This is a genomic window from Orenia metallireducens, from assembly GCF_003001995.1.
GTDB classification, from domain to species: domain Bacteria; phylum Bacillota; class Halanaerobiia; order Halobacteroidales; family Halobacteroidaceae; genus Orenia; species Orenia metallireducens_B.
In genome coordinates this window covers 1-20,000 of sequence record NZ_PVNB01000005.1, presented here as the reverse complement: position 1 = coordinate 20,000, position 20,000 = coordinate 1, and the positions used below count along the sequence as shown (strand labels likewise).

Genomic DNA, 20,000 nt, shown 5'->3' with positions numbered 1-20,000 from the left:
AAACTAATCTTAACTCGACTCATACTTAACTTTATACTTATACTCATAATATATTAGTATAGATAAAATTGTTGAGAGCAGTTATAAAATATAATATAATGTTTATATTAATCTTGATATAAATAGGAAGAAAAGGAGTCGAAAATATGGGTAATTTATTACAATCAATTATAAATAGAGATGTTCAACTCTTCTATCTACTCAATCGTAAAATTAAATGTGGACTTCTAGATTGGTTTATGCCTAAGATAACCCACTTAGGAGGAGCTTTATTTACTATTACCTTTACCCTTTTGTTGGTCTTATCTGGTCAAGATAGATTTCGTGATATGGGGTGGCAATCTTTAATTGCGCTATTTAGCAGCGGAATAGTAGTACAGCTTGTTAAGCATCTTGTCAGTAGAACTCGTCCCTATTTGGCATTAGAGGAGGTAAACTTTAAGAAACCACCCTTTGGTGAACATTCTTTCCCTTCTGGTCATACAACAGCTGCTTTTTCGTTAGCAATTGTTTGCGGAGCCAACTTTCCAAGTCTATATCCTGTTAGTCAAGCTGTTGCAGGTATAGTTGGAATTTCAAGGGCTTATATAGGGGTTCATTATCCTTCTGATATAATTATAGGTGCTTTAATTGGAATCTATTTTTCTAACTGGGCTCTCATTTTACTTTAGCTCAATTTAAAATTTAATAAATCTTATAAAAAACTAGCTATCAGCTGATAGCTAGTTTTTTGTTGTTTATATTGTTTTTATAGAAACTTAAAGTGAGAATTAATGGGGATATTGCGACACTTTTACTTTTAAAAAGTAGACAAATTTCTTAGGTTGCGCCTAAGGGCGCCTTACTTTTGGCATTACCCCAAAAGTAAGCAAAAAGTCTAGAAAAGAATTTAAACTCACTACGCAATCAAAGTAATAAATATTATCAATTATTATTTCTTTAATTAAAACTTAATTATACTCTAAATTTAATCTCAATTTTTGCTCCGTTCAAACAATAATTCTTTTCACCTTTAAAGACCTTAACTAACTGTCAACTGTACACCGTACACTGTAAAATCACACGAAAGTGTCGCAATATCATTATAAAGTATTAGATAAATTTATTGGATTAAATAATAGATGTATCACACAATGGAAATATTAAGAGAGTAAGGATAATTATTAGCAATTAAAGCCCTTTTCTAATTACTTGTTACTTGTTAATTTGTATCACCTCTATAATACCATAAATTCACAAATGGATTTTACGTTTAATTAATTTAAAATTAACAACCCTTTAATACTTTATTAGTATAATATTATTAAGAATATTTACCTTATTAAGGAGGTAGCTTTATGAATCGATTAACAAATCAATTGTTGACAATGGACTTGCAATTATTTGATTTTATTTATACTAAAAAGAGATCAGCTTTTTTAGATTATTTTATGTCTCAGATAACTCATTTAGGTGGGGCGGTCTTTACAATTCTTTTACCTTGTTTATTTGTTATTTTTGGCAATAGAGAGCTTGATAATGTTGGATATGAAGCACTGTTAGTACTATCAAGTAGTCATTTATTAGTTTATATTATTAAGAGAATTACCAATCGCTTACGTCCTTATAGGTTACTTGAAGAGATTGAAGTATTAGATATACCCTTTGAAGAGTATTCCTTTCCTTCTGGACACACGACTGCTAGTTTCTCTCTAGCAATTACTTTAAGCTTTTATTTTCCTTTTTTCAGTGTTTTATTTCTGTCTCTTGCTCTGTTGGTAGGGGTATCAAGAATATATTTGGGAGTACATTATCCTTCTGATGTAATTGTTGGAATAATTATCAGTATATTATTTTCCTCTATAATACACTTACTATTGAGTTTATAAGGGATAATTATGAATAAAGTTATTTAAGGGAGGCTAACCATGAAAGTTGCTATCTTTACTGATACTTTTTTTCCTCAGATTAATGGTGTAACAAAGACCTTAGGCAAGCTTAAAGAACATTTTGATCAAAAGGGGATTGATTATCTAATCTTTGCACCTGATGACTATAAGAAGAATAATGAGAGCTTTGAGGATAATATTCAACGGATGGTAAGTTTTAGATTTTTCTTGTATCCAGAATGTAGATTATCAGTTCCTAATTATTTTAGAATCAAGAATATTTTAAATGAGTATAAACCTGATTTAATTCATATAGTAACACCTTTTAATCTTGGATTGTGTGGTTTGAAATATGCTACTAGCTATAATATTCCTTTAGTATCATCTTATCACACTAATTTTACCCATTATCTTGATTATTATAATTTAAAACTATTAGAAAAACCGATCTGGAGCTTCTTTAAATGGTTCCATGATCATTGTGAAATGAATTTCTGCCCTTCACAAGCAACATTAGAAGAGCTAAGAAAGAATGGAATTAAGGATTTAGCAATTTGGGATAGGGGCATTGATACTAGTCTTTACTCTCCTGATTATCGAGATGAGAGTTTGAGAAAGAGCTATGGATTAGAAGATAAGATAACTTTATTATACGTAGGGCGTTTAGCACCAGAGAAGAACTTAGGTCTATTAATTAAGAGTATGAAGCTAATCAATCGGAAGTATAAAGACAAGGTTAACTTATTAATTACTGGTGATGGCCCATTATCAGCTGAATTAAAAGCAGATTCACCTGAAAATGTTATCTTTACTGGATATATGAAGGGTAAAGAGTTAAGCCAAGCATATGCTTCTGCAGATATCTTTGCATTTCCATCAATAACTGAGACCTATGGGAATGTAATTTTAGAAGCGATGGCATCGGGACTTCCTGTTGTTAGTTTTTTAGAAGGGGGAGTTAGAGAGAATTTGCTGGATAATTATAATGGTTTAGCTTGTGAAGAGATAAGCCCAGAAAATTTTGCTGTTAAATTAGAGAGATTGATTATAAATAAAGAGCTGAGGGCTGAACTAGCCAATAATGCTCATAAATATGCACTAAGTAAGTCATGGTATAATGTATTTGAAAGATTAGTTAGCAATTATCAAGAAGTAATCGATTATAAGTCTAGAGAAGCCTTTATATCAGCCTAAATTTAAAAATAAAAAAGTGCTGCTAAATATTTAGCAGCACTTTTTTATTTTTCCTAGATAATTGTTAAATTAATAATCTCTGCGCCCACCCTCATTTTCTAAATAATCTCTAACAATATCCAAGGTTTCTCCAAATCTTTGGAAATGAACTACTTCTCTCTCTCTTAAAAAGCTTAAGGTATCGATAACTCCAGCATCATTGCTAAGGTTAATTAAATATTCATAAGTAGCCCTTGCCTTCTGTTCAGCAGCCAAATTCTCATGTAAAGTGGCAATAGGGTCTTCATGGGATTGAATATATGAAGCCGTCCAAGGAACCCCCGCTGCATCATGGGGATATAAATTCTTACCATGTTGAGCATAATGAGCACCTAGCCCTGCATCTCTTAAAGCCTGAACGGGGAGCCCTTCAGTTAATTTATAGATCAAAGTACCCAAGATTTCCCAGTGAGCCAGTTCTTCAGTTCCGATTTCTGTTAAAGTAGCCTTAGCCTCATCAGTAGGTATAAAGTATCTTTGAGTTAAGTATCTAATTCCTGCTGATAGCTCACTATCAGGGCCTCCATATTGAGCATAAAGATATTTTGCCATCTCTAAATCATTTTTACTTACCTTAACTGGATATTGGAGTATTTTTTCATAATTCCACATATCTTTCTTTCCTCCTTTTAATATTCAATTTCCCATGGCCATGCTGTCTCGATATACTGCCATGGATATTCACTGACACAGCCAATACATAATGGACCATATCTTCTGACATAATCCATCTTCAAATCTTGATATTTTCTAACAGTCATATTATGGTCTTCCAAAGCTTGGCGATTATTAGGATGAGTATTCAAAAATAGACTCAGTTCTAATACATAAAAATCAAGAGCCATAAGTTCTTTAAGCATCTCTAATTGCTCTCTAGTCATCTCTTCACCTCCTTATCTATGGGACTAGATTTTTTTCCTTTTGTATGGTCGATACAGGTCGATAAAGATAGTGCCTCTTTTTAATGCTTCCCTTGGACTATAACGTGGTCCATAGTTTTGAAAGGGAATATAAGCTTGTGCTAGTTCAAAATCACGACTAGGATAATGTTCTTTTTCTATATTTGGTCGATTACGAGCCATTAAATCACCTCCATATTTGAGCTAATATATCCTATTCCTATTAATGGAAAAGTGTTAAATTAATTTCAAAAATTTCAAGATGAAATTTTACTTAGGTTGATGTTCAAGTTTGAAGTGAGACTTAATTGGTATATTGCGACAGTTTTATAGTTAAAAATTAAGAGTTAAAAGTTAATATTTAAAATATTTTAACGCGAAGGAAATTAATGTTTGAGCGGAGCAAGTATTCTAAAAAAATAATAATTTATAAAATAATCTTTGAAGTAGAACTCTTAGCTGTCTTGTTTTCAATTAATATTGATTGTGTAGCGAGTTTAATTTTCTTCTTGATTTTTTGGTTACTTTTTCATCAAGGAAAAACGTAACCCGCCCTTAGGCGGAACCTAATAATTTATCTACTTTTTAAAAAGTAAAAATGTCATAATATCCTTCTAAAGTTTAATTTCATAATTACTACCTTGACTTTTAGAAAACAATATAATATAATCACAAATAACAATATTCAATCAAAAACAATCATAAAACATACATTAATAAGACTTTAGATAAGGAAGTTTTAAATCAATTTAAGGATAAGATAGAAATAATAACAACACAGGGGGGTGGAATAATGGTTATAACAGTAACTTTAAATCCTGCAATCGATAAGACGGTCAAGTTGTCTAACTTTGAAATAGGCTCTTTAAATAGAATTAAAGAGGTTAGAAAGGATGCAGGAGGAAAAGGGATTAATGTTTCTAAGGTAGTAGCTGAGCTACAGGGACAGACCAAAGCATTAGGTTTTCTAGCTGGTAGCAGTGGTCAATTTATCGCAGATAGCTTAGAAATGATAGGGGTTAAGCATAACTTTACATGGTTAGCTGGTGAGACCCGTACTAATCTGAAGATGATCGATCTAGCTACTGATGAGGAGACTGAGATTAATGAACCAGGTCCACAGGTAAGTGCTGAAGATTTGGCTAAATTAACTGATGATTTATTAAATACAGTTAAGACTGGAGATTTTGTAATTCTCACAGGAAGTTTACCACAAGGTACTCCTGAAGATATTTATGCTGATTTAATAACAAAGGTTAAGCAAAAAGGTGGAAAAGTGGTTTTAGATACATATGGGCAACCTTTTCTTGAAGGAGTTAAGGCTAAGCCATCTTTAGTTAAACCAAATATTCATGAATTAGAAAAGATAGTTGCTAGACCTTTAGAATCAACATCTAAAGTTATAGAAGCTGCTAAAGAGATACATCAAAGTGGGGTTGAAATAGTAGTTGTTTCTTTAGGTGGTGAAGGTTCAATTGTAGTTAGTCAAAATGGAGTACTAAAGGTAAATGCTCCTAAAGTAGAGGTAGAAAGTACAGTAGGAGCTGGTGATACTCTTGTTGGGGCTTTAAGTCTAAAATTAAGCCAAGGGGTAGATTTAAAAGAAGCAATACATTTTGCTACAGCTGCTAGTGCTAACAGTGTAACTAAAGCAGGGACTCAGTTATGTAAACAGGATGAGATTGATCAATTGTTAGATCAAATTACTATAGACATATTAGAATAAGGAGAGGATAAAGATGAAAATTAGTAGTTTATTAAGTCCAGAGTTAATTAAAATTGGTTTAGAGAATACTGAAAAGAATGCTGTTTTACAAGAGATGGTGGATGTATTAGATCAGAATGCTAAGATTACATCTAATGAAGAGTTTTATCAAACAATTTTAGCTAGAGAAGAAAAGAGCTCTACTGGTGTAGGTAATGGAGTTGCTATTCCTCATGGGAAAAGTAGTGTTGTTAAGGAAGCTGCTCTTGTTTTTGCTAATTCTGAAGCAGGAGTAGACTTTGAAAGTTTCGATGATAATCCAGCAAAAATCTTCTTTATGATTGCAGTTCCAGAAGGAAAGAATGACGAACATCTGAAAGTATTGGCTCAATTATCTCGTAAATTAATGCATGCTGATTTTAGAGATGCTTTATTAGCTGCTAACACTGCAGAAGAAGTATTGGCAGTAATCAAAGAGAATGAATAGAAGATTATAAAATAATTAGAGAGGTTATCATAAGGTGGGTAAACCTTCTCTTTTTCTGTCGTCAAAGATTATTGGAACTTTTATAAGTTATGGGCTTGACTTTTCTGAAAACTTATAATATAATCATAAGTAACAACAAACAAGCATAAGCAATCATAAGTGATTAAACTAAAAAGTTCATTCTTGAATAAAAATCGAATATAATCTACACTAAAGTAGATAAATGGGATAAGACCATATAAGATGATAATACCCACTTTCAATTACTATCTGTAAAAGTAGATAGTCTAAAATTGAGGGAGGGTATTTTTTGTTTAGCTGGTGGAAAACTTCTAAACAGATATCAAGATAAGAGGTGATTAAAATTTTTGCAGAAGAACGACAATTGAAAATAGTAGAGATACTTGAAAAGAATAATTCTGTTACAGTTAATCAATTATGTGAACAGTTCAATGTATCTGCTTCTACAATCAGAAGGGATTTACAACTATTAGAAGAGCAGAGTTTAATTCAGAGAACTCATGGAGGAGCAGTAGCTAAAGGAGGGACAAAGTTTGAACCATCCTTTATTGAGAAAGAAAAAGAGCATCATCAAGCCAAAGTAAATATTGGGCGCAAAGCTGCAGGATTAATCAATGAAGGAGATACGATAATCTTGGATGCAGGGACAACTACAACTGAATTAGCTAAGCATTTAGGTGATTATCAAGACCTGACAGTTGTAACAAATGGTGTCAATATTGCCTTAGAATTATCACAAGGTAACTGTGAAGTAATTTTAATTGGAGGTCATTTAAGAAAGCATACCTTAGCTATGGTAGGTCCTGTTGCTGAAGACAATTTAAGTAAATTTTATGCCGACAAAGTCTTTTTAGGAACCAATGGAATTGATTTAAAGGCAGGGATAACAACCCCTGATCTAGTAGAAGCCAATACCAAAAAGACGATGCTAGAAAGAGCCAAAGAGGTAATTGTATTAGCCGATTATAGTAAATTTGAAGAGACATCCTTTGTTAAAGTGGTTGAAATTGAAGAGGTAGATATTATTGTAAGTGATAGTAGCTTAAAAGAAGAGTTAGTAGATAGTTTTAAAGAGAAGGTTGATATTATCTTAGCTTAGGAGGTGAGCAGATGATTATAACAGTAACTTTAAATCCTGCCGTAGACAAGACTGTTGAATTATTCGATTTTAAAGTTGGAGCATTAAATCGGATTAAACATGTTAGAAAGGACGCTGGGGGTAAAGGGATTAATGTTTCAAAGGTAATTGCTGAACTAGATGGTAGTACAAAGGCTTTAGGATTTGTAGGAGGCAGTAGTGGTCAGTTTATTAAAGATAGGTTGACTAGTGCTGGAATTAATCATTCTTTTACTGAAGTAGAGGGTGAGACCCGTACCAATTTAAAGATTATTGATCTTGCTACTACTGAGGAGACAGAGGTTAATGAACCAGGTCCTAGTATTAGCAAATCAGATTTAATTAATTTAGAAGAAAATTTATTAAATAACATCATAAGGGATAATCTAGTAGTACTAGCTGGTAGTCTGCCAAGAGGGGTTCCAGAAGATTTTTATGCCCAGTTGATAGCTAAACTACAAGGCAAAGGTGTTAAAGTAGTTTTGGATACATCAGGGATTTCTTTAATGAAGTCGTTAGAAGCAAAACCTTATCTGATTAAGCCCAACTTAGATGAGTTAGAGAAGTTGATTAACAAACCTCTAAAAGATACTGATGAGGTTATTAGTGCAGCTAAGAAACTCCACCAACAGGGGATTGAGATTATAGTTGTCTCTTTAGGAGGCGAGGGATCAATCGTTGTTAGTGACGCTGGAGTCTTAAAGATAAAAGCTCCTAAGATTGAAGTGGCTAGCTCTGTTGGGGCAGGTGATACTTTGGTAGGGGCTATATCCTTGAAGTTAAGTCAAGGGAAAAGTTTAAAAGAAGCTATCCATTATGCTACTGCGGCTAGTGCTAATACTGTTATGCAGTCAGGTACACAAATCTGTAAGAAGGATGAAGTTGAAGAGTTATTAACTCAAGTTGAGATAGAAATCTTAGAATAAGGGAGTTGAGTATAGGTGAAAATTAGTAATTTAATGAGTGAAGATTTAATCAAACTTAATTTAGCCAATAATACTAAAAATGAAGCTTTAGCAGAGATGGTAGATTTATTAGATGTTGCTGGTAAAATTACTTCTAAGGAGGAGTTTTATCAGACAATCTTAGCCAGAGAAGCTAAAAGTACAACTGGTGTAGGAAATGGTGTCGCAATTCCCCATGGGAAAAGTGGTGTTGTTAAAGAGCCTACCTTAGTTTTTGCTAAGTCAGAGAAAGGGATTGATTTTGAGAGCTTTGATGACCAGCCAGCAAAAATCTTCTTTATGATTGCAGTTCCAGAAGGAAAGAATGATGAGCATTTGAAAGTATTGGCTCAGTTATCCCGTAAATTAATGCATGCAGATTTTAGAGAAGCATTGATGGCTGCCAATACAAAAGAAGAGATTTTAACAGTTATAAAAGAGAATGAGTAATTATTAAGCTTTAGAAGAGGTATAGGTAATATTGGTAAATGGAATCTAGATATAAATAACTATTATTTTAAAGGGGGAAATAAAATGAGAATATTAGCTGTAACTGCTTGTCCAACTGGTGTAGCCCATACTTATATGGCTGCTGAAGCTTTAGAAGGAGCTGCTAAGGAGAAAGGGATTGAGATTAAAGTAGAGACTAGAGGTTCTGTAGGAGTAGAGAATGGGTTGACTCCAGAAGATATTAAGGAAGCAGAAGCAATTATTGTTGCTGCTGATACCGATGCAGATGTTGATCGTTTTAAAGGAAAGCCTGTTGTCTCTGTACCAGTAGGAGCTGCGATTAAGGACCCTGCTGGCTTGATAGAAGAAGCTTTAGAGAAGGCTAAAGACTTTGAGCCAGAAGAAGACCTATTAGATAATGTTCAACAGCATAAAGCAGAAAGAAGCTCTCAAAGAACAGGATTCTATAAGCACTTAATGAATGGTGTTTCTAATATGCTACCCTTTGTTGTTGCTGGTGGTTTGGCAATTGCCCTCTCCTTTGTCTTTGGGATCAAGGCTTTTGAGCAAGAGGGAACTTTAGCTGCAGCTTTAATGACAATTGGTGGAGGAACAGCATTTGCCTTAATGATTCCAGTATTGGCAGGATTTATCGCTAGCTCTATTGCTGATCGTCCTGGTTTTGCTCCAGGTATGGTTGGAGGTATGTTAGCTGCCAATATTGGTGCTGGCTTCTTAGGTGGGCTGGTAGCAGGATTTTTAGCTGGTTATATTACTAAGTTCTTAAATGACAACATTAAGTTACCTAAGAACTTCCAAGGATTAAAGCCAGTCTTGATTTTACCTTTATTGTCTGTATTAATCATTGGTTTATTGATGATTTATGTACTGGGAACTCCGATGAAGAATATCATGGATGCTCTTACTGCTTGGTTACAAGGAATGTCTGGAACCAATAGAGTATTGTTAGGATTGATTTTAGGTGCGATGATGGCCTTTGATATGGGTGGACCTGTTAATAAAGCTGCTTATACCTTTGCAACTGGATTATTGGCATCTGAGGTTTATGCTCCAATGGCAGCTGTGATGGCAGCTGGTATGGTACCACCATTAGCTGTAGCTGTAGCTACATTTATTGCTCCAAAGAAATTTGACAAACAGCAAAAAGAAGCTGGTAAAGCAGCAGCAGTATTAGGTATCTCCTTTATTACAGAGGGTGCAATTCCTTTTGCAGCAGCTGATCCAGTGAAGGTAATCCCTTCTATTATCGCTGGATCTGCCGTAACTGGAGCATTATCAATGCTATTTAATGCAACCTTAAGAGCCCCTCATGGTGGAATCTTTACTGTCTTTATCCCTGGAGCTGTAGGAAATGTAGTGATGTATGCAGTGTCTATCTTGGTTGGTACTATAGTCTCTGCAGCTTTAATTAGTATTTTAAAGGATGAAGTAAAAGCTTAATATAAATATTTCAAAGAGAGGAGTAATCCTCTCTTTTTTATTTTGTATTTTGGGGTAAGATATTATATAATTGTTGTTAGAAAAAGAAGGTGAAGCTATGAAAAAGAATCTAAGTCGTAGAGAGAAAGTATTGGATCTATTATATCAAAATCAAGATAAGTATTTATCTGGTGAAGAGTTGAGTAATAAATTAGGGGTATCTAGAACTTCAATTTGGAAGTATATTAATTACTTAAGAGAGGCAGGTTATCAGATCGAATCTTCATCAAAGGTAGGCTACCGATTGATTACTTCTGCTGATAATCTATTGCCAGAAGAGATTAAGCGTAATTTAAATACAGAGATAATTGGACAAGAGATAATTTATTATAAAGAGATAGAGTCGACCAATGATACAGCTAAGAGGTTAGCCCAAAGTGGTGTGGATGAAGGAACAGTAGTTATAGCTGAAGAACAGAAGAGAGGCAAGGGACGCTTAGGCAGAGAGTTCTGTAGCCCTTTAGGGGGGATTTGGTTATCTTGTATTCTACGCCCTGATATCAAGCCTACATTGGCTACTAGAGCTACCTATATAGCTTCCTTAGCTATAGTAAAGACAATAAATAAGCTAAGTGCTGTAGATGCTAAGATAAAGTGGCCTAATGACATTCTTATTGGTGATAAGAAGGTCAGTGGAATCTTGACTGAGATGGGTGCTGAATTAGATAGAGTTGACTATCTAGTAGTTGGAATGGGGATTAATCTCAATTTTTCTTTAGACAACTTTGATGAATCTTTACATAATAAGGTAACTACTATTTATCATGAGACTGGTAAGAAGGTAAGTAGAGTTGAATTTGTACAAGCACTGCTAGAAGAGATAGAGAGGATCTATTATAAGCTAAATAATTTCGAAGAGATATTAGAAGAATGGAAAGCATACTCTTATACCCTTGGTAGGATAGTAAAGATAGATAGTAAAAGAGAAGAGATAATAGGAGAGGCTATCGATATAGCCGAAGATGGGGCATTGCTTGTTAAGGTTGATGATAAAGTTAGAAAGTTTTACTCTGGTGAAGTATCTTTATGTCATCAGGGCTTTAATTCTGGGAATTGATAATAAATGATAAGGAGAGAAGGAAGATGATTTTAGCTATTGATGTAGGTAACACTAACATTGTATTAGGCTTATATCAGGATGATGAGCTATTAATAGATTGGAGAATCTCTACTGATAGAAGTAAGACTGTAGATGAATATGGAATATTATTGATTAATCTTTTTGAGAGTAATGGTTTTAAGTTAGAGGATGTAGATAAGATGATGATTTCATCGGTTGTGCCTCCAATTATCAACACTTTAGATGAGGTAGCGATCAAGTATTTTGGAGTAGAAGCCTTAGTAATTGGTCCAGGGGTTAAGACTGGAATCAATATCAAGATGGATAATCCTAGAGAAGTAGGGGCTGATAGAATAGTAAATGCTGTTGCAGTTGATGAACTATATGGTGGTCCAGCTATTATAGTTGATTTTGGTACAGCAACTACCTTTGACGCCTTATCTACTAATGGTGAATATCTAGGAGGAGTTATTGCTCCAGGTATAGGTATCTCTACTGAGGCCTTGTTTGATAGAGCAGCCAAGCTACCTAGAATAGAGTTAAACTTTCCTCAGAATGTAATTGGGAAGAATACCCATGATGCATTACAGTCGGGAATCTTATATGGGTTTGTAGGACAAGTAGATGGAATAGTTAGAAGGATGAAAGAAGAGTTTGCTAAGGATGCTAAGGTTATTTCCACAGGAGGTTTAGCAGAGCTGATTAGTCCACGTTCTGAGGAGATCGATATTGTTAATGAATTTCTTACTTTAGAGGGCTTGAGGATCATTGAAAAGATGAATAGAGATAAACAGTAAGGAATAAAGAGTGATTAGTACCTAAATTACTATAGGTTTATTTTAATATATGTACTATCAAGGGAGACTTTTAGGTTTCCCTTTTAACTTTTAATTTAGAAAATTTCAAATGAGGTGAGCATTTTGTTGAAGATAGGAGATGTAGAAATAGATAATCCAGTTATTTTGGCACCAATGGCAGGTGTTACAGACTTACCATATAGAAAGCTGGTTAAAGGGATGGGATGTGGCTTAGTCTGTACCGAGATGGTCAGTGCCAATGGGTTGGTTTATGAGAATCAGAGGACTGAGAAGTTATTAGAGGTGGCTTTAGAGGAGAGACCAGTTTCGCTCCAAGTATTTGGTAATGATCCTGAAGTGATGGCTCAAGCTGCTAAAAAGGTGGAAGAAGAGAGTAACCCAGAGATAATCGATTTGAATGTAGGATGTCCTACTCCCAAGATTGTTAAGAATGGATATGGCTCTGCTTTAATGAAAGAGCCTAAGTTATTAGGTGAGATAGTAAAGTCGATGGTAGAGGCGGTAAGTAGACCTGTTACCGTTAAGATTAGGACAGGTTGGGACCAAGATAGTATCAATGCTGTAGAGGTAGCCCAGATTGCTGAAGAGAATGGAGCTGAGGCTATTGCTGTACATGGGAGAACTAGAAACCAATTTTACAGTGGCAAGGCAGACTGGGAGATTATAGCCCAGGTTAAAGAAGCAGTAACTATACCTGTAATCGGCAATGGCGATATCTTTAAGCCAGAGGATGCTTTAAAGATGATTAAGCAGACAAAATGTGATGGAGTGATGATTGGTAGAGGTGCTCAAGGTAATCCATGGATTTTTAAAAGAACTTCCCATTATCTCAAAACTGGTAAATTATTAGCTCCTCCCAGTCCAGTAGAGAAACTAGAGACTGCAATTATTCATCTAGAGAATCTAGTCGACTATAAAGGGGAATATGTAGCAGTTAGAGAGATGCGTAAGCATGCTAGTTGGTATATCAAAGGGTTGCAAAACTGTACAACAATTAAAGATCTTTTGAATCAAGCAGAGAGTGTAGATGTGATGAATAAAATATTAAGAGATTATCAAGCAGAGTTGAGCTGACATTCTAGAGATTGTCAGCTTTTTTTTTATTTTATACATAAATTTAAAATCATTATCACATATTAAAGTGAGAGTAATTTATTAGTTTTAAACCTCAAGAGGTGAATTAGATGAAAAGAGTAGTAAGTATAAGCTTAGGATCTTCCGCTAGAGATCATCGGGTACAAAGGGAGATACTAGGAGAGCAGTTTATTATTGAACGGATAGGTACCGATGGTGATATGGATAAGGCTATTAAGATGTTTAATGATCTTGATGGTAAGGTAGATGCTTTTGGTTTAGGTGGGATAGATTTATACCTTTATGCTGGTAAGAAGAGATATCTGTTAAGGGATGCTAAGAAGATCATAAAAAATATTAATAAGACACCTATCGTTGATGGTAGTGGATTAAAAAATACTTTAGAACGTAGAGCAATACGTCATGTTAATCAGAAGATCAACTTAAAGGATAAGAAGATTTTAATGGTCTGTGCCTTAGATAGATTTGGAATGGCAGAAGCCCTTAAAGATATTGGAGCTGAACTATTGATTGGTGATTTAATCTTTGGATTAGGTATACCTGTCCCTTTAAAGTCTTTAGATGCACTACATAATATAGCACAGATTATCATGCCTGTTGTCAGTAGATTACCCTTTAAGCTATTATATCCTACAGGAAATAAACAAGAAGAGAGTAGAGATAAATATAGCAAGTATTATCAGTGGGCTGATATTATAGCAGGAGACTTTCATTATATAAAGAGATATTTGCCGTCAAATTTGAAAAATAAAATAGTAATTACAAATACAGTCACAACTTCAGATATAGACTTATTAAAGCAGAGAGGATTAAATAAATTAATTACAACTACACCAGAGTTTAGAGGGCGTTCTTTTGGTACCAATGTAATGGAAGCAATCTTAGTAACCTTGTTAGACAAGCCATTAGATGAAATAAGGGTCTCGGATTATCTGAATATATTACGTGAGATTGATTTTGAACCAAGACTAGAAGAGTTCAATCAGGATTATTTGATCAAATAACTACATTTTGAAATGAGGGTATAGGAGTCAAAGTAACTATAAGTAGTTAAGATTTAATCAATTGTGATCATAAGGAGGCAAATTAATGAAGAAATTTGGATTTATAATTCACCCTCTTGATGTTAGTGACATAGCAAGGAAATTTCCTGTCTCTAGATTCTTCTCAGATAGGTTATTAGAGAAGATGCTTAAGGTAGTGCCAGCTTTTAAAGCATCACATATTACAGGAATTGAATCAGTTAAGGGGGTTAAAGCGGAGGGATACTTTGTTTGTTGCCCTCTAACTGCTAGACAGATGATTGAACTGCCAACAGAAGAGGTTATAGAAAAGATTATTGATGCTGGAAGAAAGGCAGAAGAGTTGGGGGCAGAGATTGTGGGATTAGGTGCATTTACCTCTGTAGTAGGGGATAAAGGTCTTACAGTTGCCCAAAACCTCAATATTCCTGTAACTACAGGTAATAGTTATACAGTGGCTACAGCATTAGAGGGAATTAGACTAGCAAGTGATATCATGGGAATCAATATGGGAAAAAGTAATATCTTAATTGTAGGAGCTACTGGTTCTATAGGTAAGGCTTGTAGTAAGATATTAGCAAGAGATAATAAATACTTAATGTTGGTAGCTAGAAGAGAAGAGAGATTAAAGGAGCTAGCTGATGAATTAAGAACTGGATATAATGTTCAAGTGGAGACTGGCATAGATTTAAATAAACTATTACCAGAAGCAGATATTGTGGTAACCGTATCTAGTTCAGTAGATAGCCTGATTGATGTAAGTTTATTAAAGTCAGGAGCAATAGTCTGTGATATTGCTAGACCTCGTGATGTTGCAGAAGAGATAGCACTTAAAAGAGATGATATTTTAGTTATAGATGGAGGGATAGTAGAGGTTCCAGGGGAGGTAGAATTTAATTTAAACTTTGGTTTTCCAAAAGGAACATCTTATGCCTGTATGGCAGAGACTATGATTTTATCCTTAGAAGGAAGGTATGAGAATTATAGCTTAGGTGCAGAGCTGGATTTAGAGAAGATAATTGAAATTAGCAATTTAGCTGATAAGCATGGATTTAGATTATCCAGTTTAAGGAGTCTAGAAAGGGAGGTTACTTTACAACAGGTCAGTAAAGTTCGGAGAATAGTTAGCTCTACTTGACAATTTTTACAAGTTGAATTATAATAATTTATTAAAGTGTGATAAATAGTGTTAAGTCAATATGTCTTGACACTATTTTATATTTTTGAAATAATAAATATATTATAAAATTTAAGAAAAGGGGTATCTAGGATGAAAGAGGAGAGAATTGTTATATCGCAGGAGGGTTTAAATAAATTAAAAGAAGAGTTGCAACAGCTTAGAGGACCTAAACGTAAAGAGATTGCTAAAAGAATCAAAGAAGCAAGAGCATTAGGTGATATTAGTGAGAATTCAGAATATGATGATGCTAAGAATGAACAGGCCTTTATTGAAGGAAGAATTAGAGAACTAGAGCAGATGCTAAAGAATGCTGAAGTTATAAATACAGAAAATATCACTACTGATAAGGTCAGTTTAGGAACTACAGTTACAGTTAGAGATTTAGAGTTTGATGAGGAAGAAGAATTTAAAATTGTAGGACCTACTGAAGTTGACCCAGATGAGAATAGAATTTCAAATGTTTCTCCAATTGGAAATGGCTTAATAGGTCACAAAGTGGGAGATACTGTTGAGATTGAAGTACCAGTTGGGACAGTCAAATTTGAAATATTATCAATTACAAAATAATAATTTAAATAGTAATAAATTTATGAAACTTGGGGGTATATAGGGTTATGTTAGAAAATGAATTGAATGAGTTGATGATGGAGCGCCATAAGAAGTTAGATGATTTAAATGAAGCAGGAATTGAAGCTTATAGTAATGACTTTGATCGAGAGGACATAGTAGCCGATATACTAGATAATTTTGAAGAATTAGAAGCTAAAGAGAAGGTTATCAAGGCTGCTGGTCGTATCATGGCCTTTAGAAATCATGGAAAGTCTTCTTTTGCTGATATTGTGGATATGTCAGGGAGAGTTCAGGTTTATGCTCAACAGAATAAACTAGGTGAAGAGTTATATGAGTTATTTACTAGCTTAAATATCGGTGATCATGTTGGAATAGAGGGTACTGTTTTTAAAACTAGACGTGGAGAGATCAGTATCAGAGTTAAGAGTTTTAAATTATTATCAAAATCTTTACGTCCATTACCAGAAAAATGGCATGGTCTAAAGGATGTTGAGTTAAGATATCGTCAAAGATATGTTGACTTGGTAGTAAATCCTGAAGTAAAAGATAAGTTTATTTTAAGAAGTCGAATCTTACATAAAATTAGAAGTTATTTAGAAGGAAGAGATTTCTTAGAGGTTCAGACTCCATTAATGCATCCAATAGCTGGTGGAGCTTCTGCTAGACCTTTTGTGACTCATCATAATGCCTTGGATATCGACTTATATATGAGAATTGCACCAGAACTTTATCTAAAGAGGTTGCTAGTTGGTGGCTTTGAAAAGGTATTTGAGCTTGGTAAAAATATGAGAAATGAAGGTTTATCAACTAAACATAATCCAGAATTCACTTCTTTAGAGTTATATGAGGCTTATGCTGATTATGAAGATATGATAGAGATTACTGAAGATTTAATTAAGACAGTTGCCCAAGATGTATTAGGAACTTTAGAGATTTCTTATGATGGTTTAGAGATTGATTTAGGTGATTGGGATAGAATGACTATGGTTGATTCTATTAAAAAGTATGCTGGAGTGGATTTTTCTGAAATAAGTACGGTAGAGGAAGCAAAGGCTTTAGCTAAGGAAAAAGGTGTTAAAGTTGATGACAAGACATCTGTTGGAGAGATTATAAATGAATTCTTTGAGGAGTTTGTAGAAGCTAAATTAATCCAACCAACATTTATCACACAATATCCTGTAGAAGTATCTCCACTGGCTAAACGTAATCCAGATAATCCTGATTTTACAGATAGATTTGAGTTATTTATTGCAGGAAATGAGATAGCTAATGCCTTTTCTGAGCTTAATGATCCAATTGATCAAAAAGGAAGATTTGAAGCCCAAGTATCCCAAAGGGAAGCAGGAGATGATGAAGCTCATATGATGGATGAAGACTTTATTAGAGCATTAGAATATGGAATGCCACCTGCAGGAGGATTAGGGATTGGAATTGATAGATTGATTATGTTATTAACAGATTCTCCATCTATCAGAGAGGTTATCTTCTTCCCACATTTAAGACCAGAGGTTAAATAGTATCTTTAGTAGTTTATAGATTTTTCTTCAAGAGGTGGTAGTGCCACCTCTTTTTGTTTTTTTACCTAATAAATTTATATAAAAAGCGCCTCTAACATATGTTATAATAAGATTTAGAATAAGAATTAGAGACAATTGCTAAAAAATAAGAGGTGTTGAGAGTGATAAAAAAAATATCAGTAATTGTAATAACTATGTTTTTAGCTTCATTATTTTCCTTTAATGTTGATGCTAGTCTTGTGTTAGATTATAAGAAAGAATTAGAGTTAAATGATTACACTCAATCTAATATATCTAATATAAATAAAGGATCACTTACATCTGATAGGATTACTCTCAATCTTCCTATTAGAAATAAAAGTGATTATAGTTTAAGTAAAATTGATTTAGTATCACCTCATTTTACTTATTCTAAAGAGGTTAGAGGTATCTATATAAATGGTTGGGTAGTGAGTAATGAGAGAAAGATTGATAATTTGATAAAAGAGGTTGAAGAGAGTAATTTGAATTCAATTGTAGTGGATTTAAAGGATGTAACAGGGCGTATTACATTTTCTAAGAATCAGAATGATATTTCAAATTTATTTGGGAATGGATTAAAAGAATTGATAGATAAAGCCCATAAAAAAGGGATATATGTGATTGGAAGGTTAGCCGTTTTTAAAGATCCTGTCTTTGCTAAAAAGAACTCAAAATACGCTTTGAAATATATATCTGCTATTGACAATGAAACTGTAATTAATAGTAACCTCTGGACCAGTCCTTATTCCAAAGAGGTTTGGAAGCATAACATAACGATAGCAGAGCAGGCGGTTAAGTTAGGATTGGATGAGATTCAGTTTGATTACATTAGATTTCCTACCTTGGCAGTAAATAGTGAGTTGATTATTAGGTTGGAAGAGAATAGATCAAGAACAGATGCTATAGAGGGTTTTTTGAAGTTTGCTAATGAGAGATTAGGGAAATATAATATTTTGATCTCTGCAGATGTATTTGGTTTGACTACTACTGCAAAAGGTGATTTAAAGATAGGACAGGATATTACAAGATTAGTTGATTATGTAGATTATCTGTCACCGATGATTTATCCTTCTCATTATAGTGCCGGATTTTATGGGATAGATAATCCTGATAGTAACCCCTATGATATAATTTTTGAAAGCTTAGAAGATGCAAGAGAAAAGCTAGGTGATAAGAGTTATAAATTAAGACCATGGTTACAAGATTTTTCTTTGAGACATATATATACAGATAAAGAAGTTAAAGAACAGATAAAGGCTGTAAAGGATAATCAGATATCTAGTTGGTTATTGTGGAATCCTAGATCAGTTTATACAATTAGTGCAGTAAAAGATGAGAGTAAGAAGGGAATGGAAGAGAGATGGAATTTACAGGGGAGCGAGTTATTCCAGAAGAAATGAATCCTAGAAATGGTTTAGTAATAGAGCATATAGCTAGATACAAATTTGCTAGCCGTTTTGCTAAAGGAAGAGTCTTAGATATCGCCTGTGGAGTAGGATATGGAAGTGAAATTCTAATGGCAATGGGTGAAGGGATTGATAAGATAATAGGAATAGATATAGATGAAGAGACAATTGAATATGCTAAAAGGGTATATAACTATTCATGGAATGAATTTTTAGTAGGAGATGTTAATGATAAATCTCTTTGTGATAAAATAGGGAAATTCGATACTATCGTTAGTATGGAGACAATAGAGCATATTAAGGATGATCATACTTTTGTTTATAACTTAAAAAAATTATTAAAAAAAGATGGCTTATTAATTGTCTCTACTCCTTTTGGAAGGGGTAGAGACTTTGAATGTGTTAATCCATATCACTATAGACAATATACAGAAGAAGAATTTAGAGAATTATTAAGTCCATTTTCAGAAATAGATTTATATTGTCAATGTGATAAGACTATAGAAAAGCCGATTAAAGGTAAAGATTATTATTTGATGGTTGCTTTATGTAGGTAAATAATAAGAAATAAAAGTCTATACTCAGCATTTACAGTTTCTTTATAATGTTGAGTATAGATTTTTTGATGTTGACTAATTTTATACCTCAATATTAAGCATTATAAACTTATTATTAAATAATTATTGACAAGCTATAGTTTAGATGTTAGTATGTTAACTGTTGTTTGCAAGAATTATATAAAAAAGATTTCAATTTATAATAAAAAATCTCAATTATTGTTTTTACTATGAGATATACTTGTTAGATTTAATCTAAAACTTTTTCTTGACAATTAATATAAAATTTGATAGAATAACCTTTGTTGAGTATTGAAGTTTTCCTTAAAAAATCTTGGACAGGTTCTATTTTCTGTTGTTGCCAAAAAAACTTTCAAAAAGTTATTGACAACTGAAATGAGATTTGATAAGATATTAAATGTCGCTACTAAAGGCGGCACTAAATTTGGTCTTTGAAAACTAAACAATGCAAGTTTTGACCAAGCGTAATATAGAGCTAATCAAACTTTTGTTATTAAATGTGTATTCAC

General features: G+C 33.5%; 21 protein-coding genes. 18 read left to right on the top strand and 3 right to left on the bottom strand.

Annotation, left to right across the window (positions count from 1 at the left end; genetic code table 11):
• The first annotated feature begins 146 nt into the window (after positions 1-146).
• The 3 genes from BX659_RS04730 to BX659_RS04720 all read left to right on the top strand — a co-directional run bounded on the left by BX659_RS04730 (position 147) and on the right by BX659_RS04720 (position 3,062).
• Entirely contained in the window at positions 147-671 is a 525-nt protein-coding gene (locus BX659_RS04730; protein ID WP_097016672.1) for a phosphatase PAP2 family protein, read from the top strand.
• A 666-nt stretch (positions 672-1,337) separates the two neighbouring features.
• Positions 1,338-1,868 (top strand): phosphatase PAP2 family protein, encoded by a 531-nt coding sequence (locus tag BX659_RS04725; protein ID WP_106231677.1) that lies wholly within the window; start codon positions 1,338-1,340, stop codon positions 1,866-1,868.
• A 39-nt stretch (positions 1,869-1,907) separates the two neighbouring features.
• On the top strand, positions 1,908-3,062 hold the full coding sequence (locus BX659_RS04720; RefSeq protein WP_097016670.1) for a glycosyltransferase family 4 protein: 1,155 nt from the start codon (positions 1,908-1,910) through the stop codon (positions 3,060-3,062).
• A gap of 69 nt (positions 3,063-3,131) precedes the next feature.
• Here the strand turns inward: BX659_RS04720 and BX659_RS04715 are convergent, their stop codons facing one another.
• From BX659_RS04715 to BX659_RS04705, 3 genes are read right to left on the bottom strand one after another with little or no spacing between them, the layout of a single operon-like run.
• A complete protein-coding gene (locus BX659_RS04715; RefSeq protein WP_097016669.1) occupies positions 3,132-3,713 on the bottom strand; it encodes a manganese catalase family protein in 582 nt (193 codons plus the stop codon).
• 17 nt (positions 3,714-3,730) lie between these two features.
• The gene (locus tag BX659_RS04710) at positions 3,731-3,982 is read right to left on the bottom strand and encodes a spore coat protein CotJB (RefSeq protein ID WP_097016668.1); all 252 of its coding nucleotides are present in this window, start codon (positions 3,980-3,982) and stop codon (positions 3,731-3,733) included.
• Between the two features lie 24 nt (positions 3,983-4,006).
• Entirely contained in the window at positions 4,007-4,183 is a 177-nt protein-coding gene (locus tag BX659_RS04705; protein ID WP_097016667.1) for a spore coat associated protein CotJA, read from the bottom strand.
• Between the two features lie 610 nt (positions 4,184-4,793).
• On the opposite strand from BX659_RS04705, the gene pfkB (BX659_RS04700) reads away from it, so the two are divergent.
• The 15 genes from pfkB (BX659_RS04700) (at position 4,794) to BX659_RS04635 (ending at position 19,470) form a co-directional block, all read left to right on the top strand.
• On the top strand, positions 4,794-5,726 hold the full coding sequence (gene pfkB / locus BX659_RS04700; RefSeq protein WP_097016666.1) for a 1-phosphofructokinase: 933 nt from the start codon (positions 4,794-4,796) through the stop codon (positions 5,724-5,726).
• Between the two features lie 13 nt (positions 5,727-5,739).
• Positions 5,740-6,192 carry a PTS sugar transporter subunit IIA gene (locus BX659_RS04695; protein WP_097016665.1) on the top strand — a complete coding sequence of 151 codons (453 nt, stop codon included), beginning with the start codon at positions 5,740-5,742 and terminating at the stop codon, positions 6,190-6,192.
• A 355-nt stretch (positions 6,193-6,547) separates the two neighbouring features.
• Entirely contained in the window at positions 6,548-7,312 is a 765-nt protein-coding gene (locus tag BX659_RS04690; RefSeq protein ID WP_258176107.1) for a DeoR/GlpR family DNA-binding transcription regulator, read from the top strand.
• An 11-nt stretch (positions 7,313-7,323) separates the two neighbouring features.
• The gene (gene pfkB, locus BX659_RS04685) at positions 7,324-8,256 is read left to right on the top strand and encodes a 1-phosphofructokinase (RefSeq protein WP_097016664.1); all 933 of its coding nucleotides are present in this window, start codon (positions 7,324-7,326) and stop codon (positions 8,254-8,256) included.
• Positions 8,257-8,271: 15 nt separating this feature from the next.
• Positions 8,272-8,724 (top strand): PTS sugar transporter subunit IIA, encoded by a 453-nt coding sequence (locus BX659_RS19255; protein ID WP_216358744.1) that lies wholly within the window; start codon positions 8,272-8,274, stop codon positions 8,722-8,724.
• 84 nt (positions 8,725-8,808) lie between these two features.
• Positions 8,809-10,185: a fructose-specific PTS transporter subunit EIIC gene (locus tag BX659_RS04680; RefSeq protein ID WP_216358743.1), complete on the top strand. Its 1,377-nt coding sequence runs from the start codon at positions 8,809-8,811 to the stop codon at positions 10,183-10,185.
• Positions 10,186-10,258: 73 nt separating this feature from the next.
• Positions 10,259-11,281: a biotin--[acetyl-CoA-carboxylase] ligase gene (locus BX659_RS04675; protein WP_258176106.1), complete on the top strand. Its 1,023-nt coding sequence runs from the start codon at positions 10,259-10,261 to the stop codon at positions 11,279-11,281.
• Positions 11,282-11,307: 26 nt separating this feature from the next.
• Positions 11,308-12,081, top strand: coding sequence for a type III pantothenate kinase (locus BX659_RS04670; RefSeq protein ID WP_097016662.1), 774 nt, complete (start codon positions 11,308-11,310; stop codon positions 12,079-12,081).
• 126 nt (positions 12,082-12,207) lie between these two features.
• The gene (gene dusB / locus BX659_RS04665; protein WP_097016661.1) at positions 12,208-13,176 is read left to right on the top strand and encodes a tRNA dihydrouridine synthase DusB; all 969 of its coding nucleotides are present in this window, start codon (positions 12,208-12,210) and stop codon (positions 13,174-13,176) included.
• Positions 13,177-13,286: 110 nt separating this feature from the next.
• The gene (locus tag BX659_RS04660; RefSeq protein ID WP_097016660.1) at positions 13,287-14,201 is read left to right on the top strand and encodes a quinate 5-dehydrogenase; all 915 of its coding nucleotides are present in this window, start codon (positions 13,287-13,289) and stop codon (positions 14,199-14,201) included.
• Between the two features lie 85 nt (positions 14,202-14,286).
• The gene (locus BX659_RS04655) at positions 14,287-15,357 is read left to right on the top strand and encodes a polysaccharide biosynthesis protein (RefSeq protein WP_097016659.1); all 1,071 of its coding nucleotides are present in this window, start codon (positions 14,287-14,289) and stop codon (positions 15,355-15,357) included.
• A gap of 132 nt (positions 15,358-15,489) precedes the next feature.
• Complete coding sequence (gene greA, locus BX659_RS04650) at positions 15,490-15,966, top strand: transcription elongation factor GreA (protein WP_097016658.1); 477 nt, start codon at positions 15,490-15,492, stop codon at positions 15,964-15,966.
• Between the two features lie 47 nt (positions 15,967-16,013).
• A complete protein-coding gene (lysS, locus tag BX659_RS04645) occupies positions 16,014-17,486 on the top strand; it encodes a lysine--tRNA ligase (protein WP_097016657.1) in 1,473 nt (490 codons plus the stop codon).
• A gap of 161 nt (positions 17,487-17,647) precedes the next feature.
• Complete coding sequence (locus BX659_RS04640) at positions 17,648-18,907, top strand: putative glycoside hydrolase (RefSeq protein ID WP_253250659.1); 1,260 nt, start codon at positions 17,648-17,650, stop codon at positions 18,905-18,907.
• A complete protein-coding gene (locus tag BX659_RS04635; protein WP_172431817.1) occupies positions 18,868-19,470 on the top strand; it encodes a class I SAM-dependent methyltransferase in 603 nt (200 codons plus the stop codon). Before BX659_RS04640 ends, BX659_RS04635 begins: the two co-directional genes overlap by 40 nt.
• Positions 19,471-20,000 lie beyond the last annotated feature (530 nt).